15 protein-coding genes are annotated in these 15,890 nt (G+C 32.4%); 8 read left to right on the top strand and 7 right to left on the bottom strand.

Annotated elements, in window-relative coordinates:
* The first annotated feature begins 4 nt into the window (after positions 1-4).
* The 6 genes from BMY33_RS23585 to BMY33_RS19190 all read left to right on the top strand — a co-directional run bounded on the left by BMY33_RS23585 (position 5) and on the right by BMY33_RS19190 (position 5,558).
* Positions 5-154, top strand: a complete 150-nt coding sequence (locus BMY33_RS23585) for a hypothetical protein (RefSeq protein WP_170837129.1) — start codon at positions 5-7, stop codon at positions 152-154.
* 208 nt (positions 155-362) lie between these two features.
* Positions 363-2,666 (top strand): chondroitinase-B domain-containing protein, encoded by a 2,304-nt coding sequence (locus tag BMY33_RS19170; RefSeq protein ID WP_091411514.1) that lies wholly within the window; start codon positions 363-365, stop codon positions 2,664-2,666.
* A gap of 74 nt (positions 2,667-2,740) precedes the next feature.
* Positions 2,741-3,304 (top strand): TetR/AcrR family transcriptional regulator, encoded by a 564-nt coding sequence (locus tag BMY33_RS19175; protein ID WP_091411516.1) that lies wholly within the window; start codon positions 2,741-2,743, stop codon positions 3,302-3,304.
* A 64-nt stretch (positions 3,305-3,368) separates the two neighbouring features.
* Complete coding sequence (locus BMY33_RS19180) at positions 3,369-4,115, top strand: SDR family NAD(P)-dependent oxidoreductase (RefSeq protein ID WP_091411518.1); 747 nt, start codon at positions 3,369-3,371, stop codon at positions 4,113-4,115.
* 25 nt (positions 4,116-4,140) lie between these two features.
* On the top strand, positions 4,141-4,437 hold the full coding sequence (locus BMY33_RS19185; RefSeq protein WP_244543057.1) for a carboxymuconolactone decarboxylase family protein: 297 nt from the start codon (positions 4,141-4,143) through the stop codon (positions 4,435-4,437).
* Between the two features lie 65 nt (positions 4,438-4,502).
* Positions 4,503-5,558, top strand: a complete 1,056-nt coding sequence (locus tag BMY33_RS19190; RefSeq protein WP_091411521.1) for a flavin monoamine oxidase family protein — start codon at positions 4,503-4,505, stop codon at positions 5,556-5,558.
* Here BMY33_RS19190 and pafA read toward each other — a convergent pair whose 3' ends face one another.
* Entirely contained in the window at positions 5,559-7,223 is a 1,665-nt protein-coding gene (gene pafA, locus BMY33_RS19195) for an alkaline phosphatase PafA (protein WP_091411523.1), read from the bottom strand. It lies immediately after the preceding gene.
* A 116-nt stretch (positions 7,224-7,339) separates the two neighbouring features.
* On the opposite strand from pafA, the gene BMY33_RS19200 reads away from it, so the two are divergent.
* A complete protein-coding gene (locus BMY33_RS19200) occupies positions 7,340-8,077 on the top strand; it encodes an MlaE family ABC transporter permease (RefSeq protein ID WP_091411525.1) in 738 nt (245 codons plus the stop codon).
* Positions 8,077-8,841, top strand: coding sequence for an ABC transporter ATP-binding protein (locus tag BMY33_RS19205; RefSeq protein WP_091411527.1), 765 nt, complete (start codon positions 8,077-8,079; stop codon positions 8,839-8,841). The genes BMY33_RS19200 and BMY33_RS19205 overlap by 1 nt, the downstream gene beginning before the upstream one ends.
* Positions 8,842-8,879: 38 nt before the next feature.
* On the opposite strand, the gene BMY33_RS19210 is transcribed toward BMY33_RS19205, so the two are convergent.
* The 6 genes from BMY33_RS19210 to BMY33_RS19235 all read right to left on the bottom strand — a co-directional run bounded on the left by BMY33_RS19210 (position 8,880) and on the right by BMY33_RS19235 (position 15,778).
* On the bottom strand, positions 8,880-9,437 hold the full coding sequence (locus BMY33_RS19210) for an NUDIX hydrolase (RefSeq protein ID WP_139195701.1): 558 nt from the start codon (positions 9,435-9,437) through the stop codon (positions 8,880-8,882).
* Positions 9,438-9,530: 93 nt separating this feature from the next.
* Positions 9,531-10,571 (bottom strand): helix-turn-helix domain-containing protein, encoded by a 1,041-nt coding sequence (locus tag BMY33_RS19215; RefSeq protein ID WP_091411530.1) that lies wholly within the window; start codon positions 10,569-10,571, stop codon positions 9,531-9,533.
* A 285-nt stretch (positions 10,572-10,856) separates the two neighbouring features.
* The gene (locus BMY33_RS19220; protein WP_091411532.1) at positions 10,857-12,317 is read right to left on the bottom strand and encodes a DUF389 domain-containing protein; all 1,461 of its coding nucleotides are present in this window, start codon (positions 12,315-12,317) and stop codon (positions 10,857-10,859) included.
* A gap of 5 nt (positions 12,318-12,322) precedes the next feature.
* Entirely contained in the window at positions 12,323-13,399 is a 1,077-nt protein-coding gene (locus BMY33_RS19225; RefSeq protein WP_091411533.1) for a mannose-1-phosphate guanylyltransferase, read from the bottom strand.
* Between the two features lie 2 nt (positions 13,400-13,401).
* The gene (locus BMY33_RS19230) at positions 13,402-13,998 is read right to left on the bottom strand and encodes a SprT-like domain-containing protein (protein ID WP_091411535.1); all 597 of its coding nucleotides are present in this window, start codon (positions 13,996-13,998) and stop codon (positions 13,402-13,404) included.
* Between the two features lie 67 nt (positions 13,999-14,065).
* Positions 14,066-15,778, bottom strand: coding sequence for a vWA domain-containing protein (locus tag BMY33_RS19235; protein WP_244543058.1), 1,713 nt, complete (start codon positions 15,776-15,778; stop codon positions 14,066-14,068).
* Positions 15,779-15,890 lie beyond the last annotated feature (112 nt).

Raw genomic sequence — 15,890 nt, forward strand, 5'->3', positions numbered from 1 at the left:
GAATATGTTACACAAAATCTTAAGCCTAAAAGGAGTAGAAATCTTAAAAAAAGAGCAGCAAAAAACTCTTAAAGGTGGTTATCAATGCGATTATTGGACCTGTCTGCATTGGGATCAACTTATTTTAGCACCTGCTTGTGACTGTGACTCATAAACAAATTATTAAAAAAGCTACAATGTTTAAAACACTGTAGCTTTTAATTTACTATTTAATTTTATGCATTGTTTAAGACTTGGTTATTATAAAAAATAGGACTAAATTGCTCCCACACACAACTTACCGGTATTCACTTCTAATGAAGCATTAAACGATTTAGTAGTTTAATGGGAAATGTTTAGTACAAATATTTCAAAACAAACTAATGAAGAAAAGTAGGCTCTTTAGCTACCTAATAGCTTTGCTATTTACTGTAAGTTCTTGCTCAGAAGCAAGTAAGACAAAACAACAAGATAACGACTCTCTTGTTACCACAACTCAAGAATTTCAAAACGCAATTACTAATGCAAAACCTGGAGATGAAATTATACTTCGTAATGGAACTTGGAAGGACACACAATTAATAATTGACGCCACAGGAACAGAAGAAAAACCAATTACCATAAAAGCTGAAGAAAAAGGTAAAGTTATATTTTCTGGTAATACTTCTTTAAAAATTGGAGGTAAACATTTATTGATACAAGGGTTCGTGTTTACCAATGGTTTTACTGAAGAAAATGCGTTAATTATATTTAAAACCGATGAAGGAAAACTGGCTGAAAACTGTAGACTTACAGAAATAGCTATTGATCACTTTAATCCAACGAATAGGTTTGACAAATCTGAATGGATTCATTTACACGGAAAAAATAATCGTGTAGATCACAATTATTTTGGTGGAAAATTAAATGCTGGTGTTACACTAGTAGTTAGATTGAATAATAAAAATAGCCTAGAGAATCATCATAGGATTGATCATAACTATTTTGGTTATAGGCCAAATCTTGGATCTAATGGAGGAGAAACACTAAGAGTCGGTGTCTCCACCTATTCCCTAAGTCCATCGAGAACACTAATTGAGAATAATTACTTTGAGCAGTGTGATGGTGAAGTAGAAATTGTTTCGTTAAAATCAAGTGACAATATCGTTCGTAATAATGTTTTTTATGAATCTGCAGGAGTGTTAGCGTTAAGACATGGAAACAGAAATTTAATTGAAAACAATTTCTTTATTGGAAATAATAAACCAGGAACTGGTGGTGTAAGAGTTATTAATGAAGGGCACACCATTAAGAATAACCATTTTCAAGAATTAAAAGGGAAACGTTTTTTCGGAGCTCTTCCTGTAATGAATGGAGTTCCTAACTCACTCATCAATCGATATCACAGAGCCGAGAATACAGATATTACCGGAAATAAATTTTTAAAATGTGATCATGTCCAATTTGGAGTTGGGGCTGATAACGAACGAACTGATCCTCCTCAAAATATACGATTTACAAACAATATGTTTTACCATCCAGAAAGGGAACAAGTTTTTGAAGCAATTTCAGATTATAGTACCTTCTCCTTTTCAGAAAATCAAGTAGTATCGAAAGATTCAAAATTCAATCATAAAGGATTTAAAGTCACTAATACCACTTTTGCTGAAGACCCCAAAGATGGTTTACTAAAGAGTGAAGACTACCAACCTAAACTTCCTTTTGCCAAAAATGAAATAGGACCAAACTGGTATACTCCCCAACAGAAATATTTTGAAATCACAAATAAAAATTCAAACGCAACCCAAGTCTCAGGAAATGAAAATGATGCTTTATTTAATACAATAAAAAGCGCAGTTTCTGGTGATACCATATTATTAAAACCAGGAACATATACATTTACTGAGCCTTTGATTATAAATAAAACACTAACACTAACAACACCCAAGAATAGTAACCCAATTATTTTTAAATATGATCAAAATGAATCCCAAAAACCATTAGTTATTATTGAAAATGGAGGAAGTCTCTCTATTCAAGGTGTTCAATTCGACGGCTCCTCGGAAAATGGAATTGCACAATCTGCCATCGCAACCTCATCAAAACCAATGATAGCACATTACAAATTAAAAGTAATGTCTTGCGAATTCAAAAATTTTGACGCCAGTCGTAAAACAGCTTTTAGGGCATATAAAAACACATATGCGGATACCATAGTATTCAAAAATTCTACTTTTCATAATATTTCTGGAAACGCTATTAGTCTAGATGGAGAAAATGAAAACAGAGGGCGTTATAATGCTGAATACGTCAAAATAGATAATTGTCATTTTAGCAAAGTAATGGGTAATGCGATCTCTTTATTGAGAATGGGTAATGATGAAAGTACTACAGGCCCTTATTTAGAGCTAAAAAATTCCACTTTTATAAACGTGAATAATAAAGATTTAGGAAGTGTAGTCTTACTATGGGGAGTCCAAAAATTAAATGTTGACAATTTATTGTTTATTAATTCCGGCAAAGGGGGACGAACATTAAAATATGAAGATCCTGGATGGGCTATTAGTTCAATAGACCGTATCAGTTTGATCAATTCTGGACGGATTGAATCCTTTGGGAAACGTACAGGTCCAAATATTCAAATCATAAATACTCAAGATCCAATCCAATATCCAGCAAAATATAGTGGATACAAACAAGTAAAATAAAATTCTTTGGGTTAAAAAAATCAAAAAACAGACAAGTCTGTCTGTTTTTTGATTTTTTTTTATATCTTTGTCATATGAAACACTCGAAGATAAGAGATCATATCATACAAACTGCTTCTAGCCTGTTCTACCATAAAGGATATAACTTAACCGGAATTAACGAAATTATTAAAGAAGCTGGAATAGCAAAAGCAACACTGTACAATCATTTTCCATCTAAGGAAGATATTTGTATTGCTTATCTTCAATTTAAGAATGATACTTTTACTAAAGACATAAGAGAATTTGTATACAACGCTCCAGTTGGAAAAAAAAGAATATATGCTTTATTTGATTTTCTAAAGTTATTCTTTGATCAAAAAGATTTTAATGGATGCTGGTGCTTAAACACTTATGCGGAAATGCCAAAAGAAAATGAAACAGTGCGATTCGAAATTCAACAACAAAAGCACGATTTCATAAGTTTTATACAAGAAGTAGTTGCAGAAAATTACAATCAGGACACTGAGAACGAAAACAAAATGCTAGCAAGAAAAATTTACTTATTGTACGAAGGAGCAATTTCTGAAAGCAAATTACATCAAAATACTTGGCCTATCGAGGCTTCATTATCGCTTTGCGAAAATATTATAGAATAAAAAAATTTATTTCAACAAAGACAGACTTGTCTGTCTATATTTATTAATTAAACATAAAAATAAAATGACACAATTTAAAAACAAAACAGCTTTAGTTATTGGCGGAACTAGTGGAATTGGCAAAGCAACAGTAACATCTTTAATTAATGGTGGTGCAACAGTTCACGTAGTAGGGAGAAATACATCTAAAATTGAAGATGGCGAGAACATCATTAAACATCAAGTTGATATAACCGACAAAAATAGTGTTGATCAACTTCGAAATACTATTTCCAATTTAGACAGCTTAGATTATTTAGTAAATGCATCTGGGATTTTTGGCCCAAAAGCATTTCTAGACCACACTGTAGAAGATTATGATTCCTATCAAGACCTAAATAGAGGTTTCTTTTTTATTACACAATCAGCAGCTAAGAAAATGAAGGAAAACAATACTGGAGCTATTGTTAATGTAGGTTCTATGTGGGCAAAACAAGCAGTAAAAGCAACCCCTTCTTCTGCCTACTCTATGCAAAAAGCAGGATTACACTCACTAACACAACATCTAGCTATGGAATTAGCAGATCATGGGATTAGAGTAAATGCAGTATCACCAGCTGTAGTCGAAACTCCTGTATATGATGGGGTCTTTGGAGGAGCCGATGAAGCTAAAAAAGCACTTGTTGGATTCAATAATTTTCATCCAATAGGAAGAAATGGAACTGCACAAGATGTTGCAAATAGTATTACATTTTTACTATCTGATCAAGCATCGTGGGTTACTGGAGCTATCTGGGATACTGATGGTGGTGTAATTGCCGGAAGAAATTAATATAAAAAGTTTGAATATGTATGATATGAACCACCTAAAAAAATTAGGTACGCTTAGTAAAAACGCCTCCGAAGCTATGAAAGCTTTCCAGGCTTTTGATAGTATTGCTTTACAAGAAGGCGTTATTCCTGTAAAGTATAAAGAATTAATGGCCGTTGCTGTAGCATTGACTACTCAATGCCCATACTGTTTAGAAATTCACAAGAAAAATGCAATTAAAGCAGGAGCTACCCAAGAAGAGTTAGCAGAAGTTACATTTGTTTCAGCTGCTCTTAGAGCAGGAGCTGCTGTAGTACACGGAACTCACTTAATGGATGAATAAACTTTTTTTAATACCGTAAAACTCCTATTAATTTAGGAGTTTTACTTTTTATATTTACTTATTATATGAAATCAGAGGTACTTATCATTGGAGCTGGTTTAACCGGTTTACTAATCGCTTATAAACTAAAAAAAGCCGGCATATCTATAAAAGTTATTGAATCTAGAAATAGGATCGGAGGAAGAATTCATACAATCCGCTCTGCAAAAGAGACTCCAATTGAAATGGGCGCAACTTGGTTAAGTCTTCATCATCAAGAATTGATTAAACTACTAAAGGAATTAAATCTTCCTGTTTTTGAACAATTTATGCAGGGAATAGCACTTTTTGAACCTTTATCAACCGCTCCTCCTCAACAAATTCAATTACCGAAAAATCAACAATCAAGCTATAGAATACAACATGGAACTATCTCTATTATACATAAACTTGCTGAATTTCTGGATTCCAAAGATTTAATTCTTAACGAAAAAATAGAACATATTGACTATATCGATAATGGTTTTAAAATTCAATCTTCTGAAAATCTATATCAAGCAGAAAAAGTAGTTTCTACTATACCACCTGCACTCTTAGTAAATTCCATAAAACTACATCCAGCATTACCTACAACTGTAGTTAAAATCGCAAGTAAAACTCACACCTGGATGGGAGATTCTATTAAATTTGGAGTATCTTATAATAAGCCTTTCTGGAAAAATAAGAATTACTCTGGAACTGTTTTTAGTAACGTAGGTCCTATTACAGAACTGTACGACCATTCTAATTCAGAGAACACTTGTTTTGCGCTTAAAGGCTTTTTACAAAGTGGGATGAATAGTTACACTAATGAACAACGAAAATCTAAAGTTTTCAGTCAACTCCATAAGCTGTTTGGAGATGATGCGCTAGCATATTTATCTTATGAAGAATTAGTATGGAAACATGAGTCCTACACTACCTTACCATCAGAAGAATTTATATTCCCTCATCAAAATAATGGGCATAAAATATACCAACAAGGGTATTATGATAATCGTTTTTTTATAGGAGGAACGGAAACAGCTTCTCAACAAGGAGGATATATGGAAGGCGCCGTACTTAGCGCACAATCTATATATCAAAAATTATTAAGTGATTGATTAATCTAAAATAAAAGACAATACATCACCAGTAGCGCCATTAGGAAAAGTAATTCCTAATAATGCTGAAATTGTCGGTGCGATATCTGGAATTGTCGTTTTCTCTGTAGTACTTCCTTGCTTGATTCCTTTACCCATAAATAACAAAGGAGCGTGTGTATCATAGTTTAAACCACTACCATGTGTAGAACCTGTTTTAGAATACACAATTGTTGCTGGATCCATTACCATCACAACATCACCACTTCTTTTCTGATTATATCCTTTTTGAATCAGCGCCGCTAATCCAGATGAATATTCTGCACCTTCTAATTGAGTTCTTGTAAATACTTTATCAATACTTTTTTCTTGCAATGCGAAATGAGCAATTGCAGATTCTAGTTCTTTTGCATTTATTTTATTTTTCTTCAAAATATCATAAGCAAAAAACACTTGACCATTAGAGATATTCTCTATTAAGCCATTAACGCTAAATGTATCTTTTACAAATTTTTCAATAGTATCTACAAAAGCATCTCTATTAAAATAACCTGCTGGGATTTTTACTTCTTCTAAATATGATGGCACGTGAACAGCTCCATGATCGGCTGTTAAGAAAACTGTATAATTACCTTTTCCAACCTTAGTGTCTAAAACTTTAAAAAAACGCTCCAGATCCTTATCTAATCTCAAATATGTATCTTCTATTTCTTTAGAATTAACACCAAAATTATGACCTACGTAATCTGTACTTGAAAAACTGACAGTAAGTACATCAGTAATATCATCTTCTCCTAGAGATTCACCGTCTATAGAAGCTATTGCAAAATCTGTAGTTAAACTATTTCCATAAGCGGATCCTTTAATAATATCATATCCTGCATTTTGCTCTTTCAATTCCGCTAAATTGTAAGGAAAAGTAGCCTTTTCTTTTCCTGTAAAACCACGTTCGAAATTATTTTCATCGTTACCACTTTCCGTATATGTACTGATATCATACAAAGTATTCCATTCCTTAAAATAAGATGCCGCCTTATCAGAATCATTAAATTTTTGTACCCAATCTGGTAATTCATTTCTGTAATATGTACTTGTAATCCATTTACCTTCCTCTTTACCTCTAAACCAATAAGCACCATTAGCAGAATGTCCTGCTGGCAATATTGCTCCCCTATCTTTTATAGCAATACCAATACTCTTACCTTTTAACTGGGTGTGCAATCTGTTCTGGTCAGCAAAAGTTGTAGTCTTCATTCGACGTGGAGACATTCTTTCTAATTCACTATCAGAGCCAACAGCACGTACTAATGAATCACTTGCACAATACACCATATCTTTACCAAATTTATCATACCAATTATTAGAAATAATCCCATGATTCTTTGGTGTTGTCCCTGTAAATACTGAAGCATGGCCTGGTCCAGTATATGTTGGGATATAATTAAAATGATTGTTTTTACAATTAAAACCTTCATTAACCATTCTTTTAAATCCTCCTTGACCAAAACGATCATAGAATCTGGTCAAATAATCATATCGCATTTGGTCTACAACAATACCTACCACTAACTTTGGCCTTACAGAAATTGTCTCTTCAGAATTAATCTTTATCGATGATGAATCTTTCGTAGTACATTGAATAGCACTTACAATTAAAATAATTGCTAAAAATATCTTCTTTATCATTATCTGTTTAAATTTTAATTGGCTAAAATACCATTTATGCAAATGTAAAACTTTAATAGAAGGTTAAATGCTGTCCCTATTTTTTTTTCTATTTTAGCCCTTCTAATGTAGAACATATGTTTTATCTCGACGATATCGGTCGCTATTTTTTAATGCTTAAAAAAGTTTTTAGTCGAATGACTAAAGGATCAGTCCTTAGAAGCTTAATATTCAAAGAAATAGACGACCTTATTATTGGTTCTTTAGGAATTACCGTATTTCTTGCTTTCTTTATTGGAGCGGTAATCGCGATTCAAACGGCCTTAAACTTGACAAACCCATTAATTCCTAAACAATTAATTGGTTTTGCGTCTAGACAATCTATGATTCTCGAGTTTGCTCCAACTTTTCTTTCCGTTATTATGGCTGGAAAAGTAGGATCCTTTATTACATCAAGTATCGGAACGATGAGAGTTACAGAACAAATCGATGCTCTGGAAGTAATGGGGATAAATTCACTAAACTATCTAGTATTCCCTAAGATTGTTGCTATGTTCATGTATCCATTCGTAATAGCGATTGCAATGTTTGTAGGTGTATTCGGAGCTTATATTGCTGGTGTATATGGAGGATTTGTTTCGGGCTCAGAATTCTTAACAGGTTTGCGAGAAGAATTTATACCATATCATTTAACATATGCATTTATTAAAACGTTCATTTTCGCCTTTCTATTGGCAACAATTCCATCATTTCATGGATATTATATGACAGGTGGTGCCTTAGGAGTGGGTAAAGCGAGTACTTCTGCTTTTGTTTGGACAACAGTAGTTATAGTAACTTCTAATTACATATTAACTCAATTATTGTTAAGCTAATGATAGAAGTAAAAGATATACATAAAGGTTTTAATGGTGAACAAATTCTTAAAGGAATCACTACTACATTTGAACGAGGAAAGACAAATTTAATCATCGGAACAAGTGGTAGTGGTAAGACTGTTTTTCTTAAATGCATGTTAGGCTTGTTTACACCAGAAAAAGGTTCTATTTGCTATGACGGAGCAACTTACTCGGATCTTTCTACGGAAGAGCAAAGAGATTTAAGAGAACAAATGGGTATGGTGTTTCAGGGGAGTGCTCTATTTGATTCTATGACCGTAGAAGAAAATGTAATGTTTCCTCTTATGATGTTTACAAAACAAAAAAAAGAAGAAATGCTCGTGAGAGTAAATGAAGTTTTAGCTCGTGTTAATCTTGAAAACTCTAACAATAAACTTCCTTCAGAAATTAGTGGTGGTATGCAAAAACGTGTTGCTATAGCAAGGGCTATTGTAACCAGACCAAAATACCTTTTTTGTGATGAACCTAATTCTGGATTAGATCCAAGAACTGCTATAGTAATTGATAATCTGATTAAAGAAATTACTGAAGAATATGATATTACTACCATCATTAATACTCATGACATGAACTCCGTTATGGAGATTGGTGAAAAAATCGTTTTTCTAAAATTTGGTAATTTAGAATGGGAAGGAGATAAATCACAAATTTTTAAAACTGATAATGAAGCAGTAACTGAGTTTGTCTATTCTTCTAACTTATTCAAAAAAGTGCGTGATGCACAATTAAAAGGGTTATAATATTTATAACCCCATAAAACTTATAATATACTCATACATCAATTTTCTTTTGATTGAAACAAAGGATAAAATGGTTCGATCATTTTTGTCGGATGATTATCCCCAACATGACTTACCATAAAAGATCCTCCCCAAATAACATTGGGATATTTCATGATTTGTTGTGTAATTTCTTTTATTGAAGTTACAGAGTTTTTCTCAATAGCTTGATCAATTGGAATCCACTTTGCATCATCCATACGATTCGGAGTTTTTAATTCTCCGCTATCATATGTAGCGACAAAATAATTTCTTAAGGTAGCATATGGATGGTAATCATACTTATAACTAAATTGCCCTCTTAATTCTAGGTTCTTTATTTTTACTCCATATTCGTTTAACAAACTATCAAGTCCCTCTTTTAAATATTGACGTTTATTATAAACTAATGAAGGAGTTGCCCAAACATTCTCCTCTCTACTCATTAATATTTCATTTTTTTCGTTTAAAATAATAATACGTTGTACCACAAAATTGTGTGTTGGATCTTGATGACCATCATTGTTACAAGATAAGAGACACAGCATTACCACGCATAATGTTACTATTGTTTTCATAAATAATTTGTTTATAATGATAGGCTAAATTGTGGTTAAAAGGAGTAAAAACCTACCAACATCATAATCTTGGCAATACTATTTTATAAAAAATCACCTTACTATTGATTTACGATATTCAATAGGAGTCATTTTAGTATGCTTTTTGAAGGAACTATTAAAAGAAGAAATACTATTAAAGCCACTATCATATGCTATTGCGCCAATAGTCATATCGACATACGTAGACATACTCATCAGGTTCTGCGCTTCGCGAACTCTATATTTAGATATAAATTGTGAATAATTAAGTGATTCTGTTTGATTGATGATTTGTGATAATTCATTTGTAGACATCTTAAATTGCCGACTCAATTTTGGCAATGTCATTTCTGGGTTGAGGAATGGTTTTTCTTCCTCCATAAACACCTTTAATTTCTCCATCAGCATATAAGCTTCATCATGATTAAATGTTGACTGTTTATATTTTTCAATTGGATTTGTAAATAAAAATGGGCTGTTCAAGGCCCAAAAAGATAAACAAATAATAACTAGAGAAAATAAAAATGAAATACCAATATAAAATGGGATGATTAATTCCGAAATCAAAAAATACATCACCACAAATATCAAATTGATGAATAAGAAGTAAAATAACCAAGCTATAATTTTCGCCTTTCCTTCTGCTCTACCTTTAATTTGCTTATTCCTTAACCATAATAAAGAAAATACAATATAACCTGCCATATGGACTATTAAAAAGTCATAAAACACACCAAATAGCCGAGATCCATTATTAGGAATCAACCAACATATACTTAGTAACACAAAAAAAAGTAAAAAGTGAAAAAGATTTCTACTTTTTTGTTTAGTTTCTGGACCTATAAGATATAAGACATACAACCAAATAGATGGACCTATACAGAGTAAAACTGTTAAAAAAGCCGTTCGTAATGTTGCATTGATTTCAAAATAATTATGAAAAAGAGATTTTCCAATTCGGAGACAAAATGCCACTAAATAGATAACAAGAAAAACATTTGCGACAGGAATATTTTTTGAATTTACAATCAAAAATATGGCAAAAAACATACCTAAAATAACTCCAATACTTCCTACAAGCAATTCTATATGTTGAACTATTTCAGTATCCATATTTTTATCAAAACCTAGACATTTTCATCTTTCTTTAGTCTACGTAAACACCTTTTAAAAAACTAAAAAACAGCAAGTTATATTTACGTTAATTAATAATTTTAATTTAGAATTAAAAAACTTATAATCGGTAAAATGAAAAGCTCAAAAAGATTTAAAAACAATGTTTAAAATTAAAGGTGGTAACAATCAAAGTCGAGGAACCGTATCCTAAAATACAACCAATAATATCTGGTTAGGAAACTTTACAGAAGATTAACATATCATTTGATTATTAAAAAAATCTTACTGTACTAGTAAAGTATCAGCCTTCAATTCACCGGTAATCCACTCGCGGAGATCTTTGTTTCTAACATCATTAAGGCTGTCCGATACCTGAAACTTCCATTGAGGAAAAATCACTTTTACTGTATCCACTTTTAAGAAATTAGATTGCAAAACCTCTCCATATCCTAATAGTGACAAATCAGGGAAACGGATTTTAGCATCCTTGGCAATGTTATTATAAGGCAATATATCTATAGGAATAACCTTCTGAGCTTCTGCTAACTGGGTTTCTATCAATGCCAATCTAATCTTTAGATCTTCGACCTTATCTAATAGTGCTTCATTTTCTGTTTCTAATCGATTTAACTCCACAATATACCTGTCGTTCGCTTTAGAAATTTGATCTATTCCTCTAGCCTTATTACCTCTTATGATAAGATTAAAATCACTTATATTTTCGTATTTGAGAATTTCATTTTCGAGATCACTTTTAGTAGCTTCGGTTATCTCTCCATCAAAGAAAAGTTTAATTGTTTTTTTATCATAATCAGGTATAGGTTTCCTAAGATATAGATCTGGGTTTTCATCAATTTCTTCCGCTATAAAACGATCATAATCTCCTTCCATCTTACTTTGATTAAGCGTAATAACAAAAGTGTAAATAGCAGGTATCATTACTAATACTGCAGTAAAAGAAACTAATCTAGCAATTAGTTTACGTTTTGCAGAATTCGCATACCGAAGCATCGGGAACCTTAATAGTTTTAATACAATAAATGTAGCTAAAGCGATAAAAATAGTATTAATTGTAAATAAAAACATCGCTCCCAAGGCATATTCATATTTACCTACCGCAAGCCCAAAACCAACAGTACATAGTGGCGGCATTAAAGCTGTCGCAATTGCTACACCAAATATCACACTGGCAATAGTTCCTTTTTTTGTTCTAGCGATAATCAATGCTAATCCTCCAAAAAATGCAATTAACACATCTCTAATATCTGGTTTTGTTCTAGCTAATAATTCCGAAGACTCAACTTTTAATGGAAATAAAAAGAAAAACAACCAGGCTGTAAGAATACTTAGAACCACCATTACAGTGAAATTAACTAAAGACTTTCTTAAAGTATCTATATCATTAACCGCGATAGACATACCTATTCCTAAGATAGGCCCCATTAATGGCGATATTAACATCGCTCCTATTACTACAGGAATTGAATTAGCATTTAAACCAATAGAAGCAATAAATATAGAACATATCAAAATCCAAGCAGTAGCACCTTTAAATGGTATATCCGCTTTTATTAATTCAATAGTACTCTCTCTATCAGTATCGTGACGGAAATCCAACAACTCTTTCAAAAAAGTAGAACCACTACGAAACAATCCTTTGGCATCTTTTTTTACTGCCTTTTTTTGTTCTTCTACTTTTTCATCTTGAGACTTCCCTAGAGGGTTTTGTGTATTTTCTTCCATCAATCTTATCCGTATTTTTCTCCGTAAGTATCTTTTACTTTTTTAAGTACTTGCTTAATATCCTGTTCTTTCTTCTTAGGATATATCAGTAATACTTCTTCTTTATCTACTATAATATAATCTTCTAACCCATCGACAACAACAATTTTATCTCCAGAAGTTCTAATCATATTTCCAGAAGCGTCTTCAGATAAAACTCTAGCATTTACAATAGCATTTTTGGCTTCTGTTTTATCCAATTTATCATAAAGTGATCCCCAAGTACCTAAATCATTCCAATCAAAAGTTGCCGGAAGTACATATACATTTTCTGCATTTTCCAAAATAGCATAATCTATAGAAATATTCTCAGCCAAAGGGTAGTTTGCTTCTATAAAATCACTCTCTTTTGTGGTATTATACATTTCTAAACCTTTATCGAATAAAGCTGTCATCTCTTTTTGAAATTCAGAAAAAGCTTTCACAATACTTTTTGTACTCCAAATAAAAATCCCTGCATTCCAAAGGTAATTACCTTGATCTAAGAATTGTTTAGCGGTTTCGTAATTAGGCTTTTCTGTAAATTGAGCTACTTTTTTTATTGCATCAGTTTCTTTATTATATTGTATATACCCATAGCCCGTATTCGGGAAAGTGGGTTGTATCCCTAAAGTCATCAATATATCTTTTTGCGAACAAGCTTCAAAACTTTGCCTTAAATTCCGGATAAATGCATCTTCATCTTCAATCCAATGATCACTTGGTGCTACTACCATGACCGCATCTGGATTTTCTTTTTGTATTTTTAAAGAAGCATACAGTATACAAGGAGCTGTATTACGCATCGCCGGTTCTGTCACAACTTGTCTCTGTTTTGCTTCTGGTAATTGCTCTAGTACTAAATCATTATATCTCTCATTAGTTAAAATAAAGATATTTCCCTTCGGGATTATCTTTGATAATCGACTAAACGTTCTTTGGATCAGTGTCTCTCCAGTTCCTAACATATCGTGAAATTGTTTTGGAAACTCTGTTGTACTAACAGGCCAAAATCTAGATCCAACTCCCCCAGCCATTAAAATAGCGTAATAATTTTTTTCCATAATTAATTTAATAATTCGACTTCTGCATTGGGGTTAAACAGGTACACCCTGCCTGTGCTTATTTCGATACATTCATAACGTTTTACTCTTTTATTTCCTCTCTGGAAAATCTTTCCATTATATAATCTAAATCGACCTCCTAATGGTATTTCAAAGATATAATTTTTATCATTCTCTGGATCATATTGTTTTAATGCAAGTGATAATTTTGCATCGGTATCACTACTCGCTCTCGGATTCTTAAAGTGATTTGCAATTACTGGCAATAATTTAGATGGAAAAACATCTGGATTGATGTAGGGCAACATTAACTGCTGAAACGTTCTCTTCCACTCTATACCGTGAGGTTTGATATAACGTCCATACTTTTCAAAAGCTACTAAATGAGCAATCTCATGAATTAAGGTTATTAAAAAACGATAAGCATTTAAAGATGAATTTACCGTAATTAGATGCCTCCCATCAGGCATTTTACGATAATCTCCGTGACGCGTAGCACGCTCATTCACAATTTTAAGATGAACATTACATCTAACAATCAAATCGAATGCTGGTTCTATAGCTCTTTCAGGGATATATCTTGCCAAGATTTCCTTCATTACCGCAAAATACAAAAATAAGCGCACCAGAAGGATGCGCTTATTAAAGAATTCTCTTCAAATAGTTTTAATTCACTTTATCGTAACTTTTCATTAATCGCACAAATTCTGCTCGATATCCTTCTTCATCATCCCCTCTGCTATTTTTTGCTAAGGCGATAACATTTTCAATATCTTGATTTTGTATGTATTTTGATTCTCTTAGTATCATTCCATACCAAGCTACGGAAGACGCAAATCTAAAATCACTTGACACTTGCTCATTATCATCTGTATTATGTATATGAACCATTTCTATACTTTCATATTCTTTTGGTTTCTTATATCTAAATTTCACCGTGAGTAGTTCATCGCCAAATTCCGTATTATTAATTTTATTAGAATATTTTAGATCTGAAACATTTTTAAGATATTTACTTTTTACTCCAATCGGTATCACTTCATATAAGGCTGTAACTGTATGTCCGCTACCTAGTTCTCCTGCATCTTTAGTGTCATCTACAAAATCTTCATCATTTAGCAATCGATTTTCATAACCAATCAAACGATAAGCCTGCACTTTAGTTGGATTAAATTCTACTTGGATTTTTACATCTTTTGCAATTGTATATAATGTTCCGCCTAACTCAGTTCCTAAAACTCTTTGAGCTTCTTGCATCGAATCAATATATGCATGATTACCATTACCCGTATCCGCAAGGGTTTCTAGTTTACTATCTTTATAATTACCCATTCCGAAACCTAAACAAGTTAAAAATACTCCGGACTCTCGTTTTTCCTCGATTAATTCCTTCATCCCTTTATCACTTCGTATACCAACATTAAAATCACCATCAGTTGCTAAAATAACTCTATTGTTCCCGTTCTTTATAAAATGTTTTTCTGCAATTGTATAGGCAAGTTTAATACCTTCTCCTCCTGCTGTAGAGCCTCCTGCTTCTAAATTCTTCAGTGCGCCCAGTATTTTTTCACTATTGTTACCAGAAGTAGGTTTTAAAACAACTCCGGCTGCACCGGCATATACCACTATAGAAACTTTATCTTTTTCTCTTAATTGATTTACTAATAATTTAAACGCTTTTTTAAGCAATGGAAGCTTATTAGCATCATTCATGGATCCCGAAACATCTATTAAAAAGACTAAATTGGAAGCAGGAAAACTTTCTACAGGTATTTCTTTGCCCTTTAATCCAATTTTAACTAATTGCGTGTTTTCATTCCAAGGAGTACTACCTGATTCTGTATGGATAGCAAAAGGATGTTGATCCTGCGGTTGTTTATAATGATATTTAAAATAATTTATCATTTCTTCTATCTTAACCGCATCTTTTGGGATTTCCTGACCATTATTAATCATTCTACGAATATTACTATAAGAAGCTTTATCTACATCAATAGAAAATGTAGACAGCGGAGCCAAACTTGTTCTTTTAAATGTATTCTCCACTACCTCTGCATATGATTCATTATTGGTTTCTTTAATAAAACTACTAGGACTTGCCATAATAACCTCATCAGTTTCCACTTCCATCATAAACGCCACTGGTTCCTCAACTTCTTCAATTTCTAGAACTTCTATATCTTCAACCACAAGCTCTTCTTCAAAAACTTTCTCTTTCAAAATAGGCGGAGCATTATCTTCTTTAACAACTGCATCCGTTTCCTCTACAATATCCGGTAATGCAGCAGGTGTTTTTGTTTTAGGATCACAAGAAATGATCAATAATATGGATAACCCTGCCATCCATAATCTGCTTTTTTTAATACTCATTGTTTTCATACTATTTAGTTTTGTTACACTGAATACTGAAACAAACATAATACCACAATGGAGTCTTGATACTGCCAATATCATTCCACTAGTACTACTATCTAATGTCTTAGCATATTGT

It is taken from the genome of Aquimarina amphilecti, from assembly GCF_900109375.1.
Taxonomy (GTDB): domain Bacteria; phylum Bacteroidota; class Bacteroidia; order Flavobacteriales; family Flavobacteriaceae; genus Aquimarina; species Aquimarina amphilecti.

Excerpts from the sequence above, each read along its gene's own strand:
- BMY33_RS23585 (WP_170837129.1), top strand. The coding sequence starts at position 5 with ATGTTACACAAAATCTTAAGCCTAAAAGGAGTAGAAATCTTAAAAAAA.
- BMY33_RS19170 (WP_091411514.1), top strand. The coding sequence starts at position 363 with ATGAAGAAAAGTAGGCTCTTTAGCTACCTAATAGCTTTGCTATTTACT.
- BMY33_RS19175 (WP_091411516.1), top strand. The coding sequence starts at position 2,741 with ATGAAACACTCGAAGATAAGAGATCATATCATACAAACTGCTTCTAGC.
- BMY33_RS19180 (WP_091411518.1), top strand. The coding sequence starts at position 3,369 with ATGACACAATTTAAAAACAAAACAGCTTTAGTTATTGGCGGAACTAGT.
- BMY33_RS19185 (WP_244543057.1), top strand. The coding sequence starts at position 4,141 with ATGAACCACCTAAAAAAATTAGGTACGCTTAGTAAAAACGCCTCCGAA.
- BMY33_RS19190 (WP_091411521.1), top strand. The coding sequence starts at position 4,503 with ATGAAATCAGAGGTACTTATCATTGGAGCTGGTTTAACCGGTTTACTA.
- pafA (WP_091411523.1), bottom strand. The coding sequence starts at position 7,223 with ATGATAAAGAAGATATTTTTAGCAATTATTTTAATTGTAAGTGCTATT.
- BMY33_RS19200 (WP_091411525.1), top strand. The coding sequence starts at position 7,340 with ATGTTTTATCTCGACGATATCGGTCGCTATTTTTTAATGCTTAAAAAA.
- BMY33_RS19205 (WP_091411527.1), top strand. The coding sequence starts at position 8,077 with ATGATAGAAGTAAAAGATATACATAAAGGTTTTAATGGTGAACAAATT.
- BMY33_RS19210 (WP_139195701.1), bottom strand. The coding sequence starts at position 9,437 with ATGAAAACAATAGTAACATTATGCGTGGTAATGCTGTGTCTCTTATCT.
- BMY33_RS19215 (WP_091411530.1), bottom strand. The coding sequence starts at position 10,571 with ATGGATACTGAAATAGTTCAACATATAGAATTGCTTGTAGGAAGTATT.
- BMY33_RS19220 (WP_091411532.1), bottom strand. The coding sequence starts at position 12,317 with ATGGAAGAAAATACACAAAACCCTCTAGGGAAGTCTCAAGATGAAAAA.
- BMY33_RS19225 (WP_091411533.1), bottom strand. The coding sequence starts at position 13,399 with ATGGAAAAAAATTATTACGCTATTTTAATGGCTGGGGGAGTTGGATCT.
- BMY33_RS19230 (WP_091411535.1), bottom strand. The coding sequence starts at position 13,998 with ATGAAGGAAATCTTGGCAAGATATATCCCTGAAAGAGCTATAGAACCA.
- BMY33_RS19235 (WP_244543058.1), bottom strand. The coding sequence starts at position 15,778 with ATGAAAACAATGAGTATTAAAAAAAGCAGATTATGGATGGCAGGGTTA.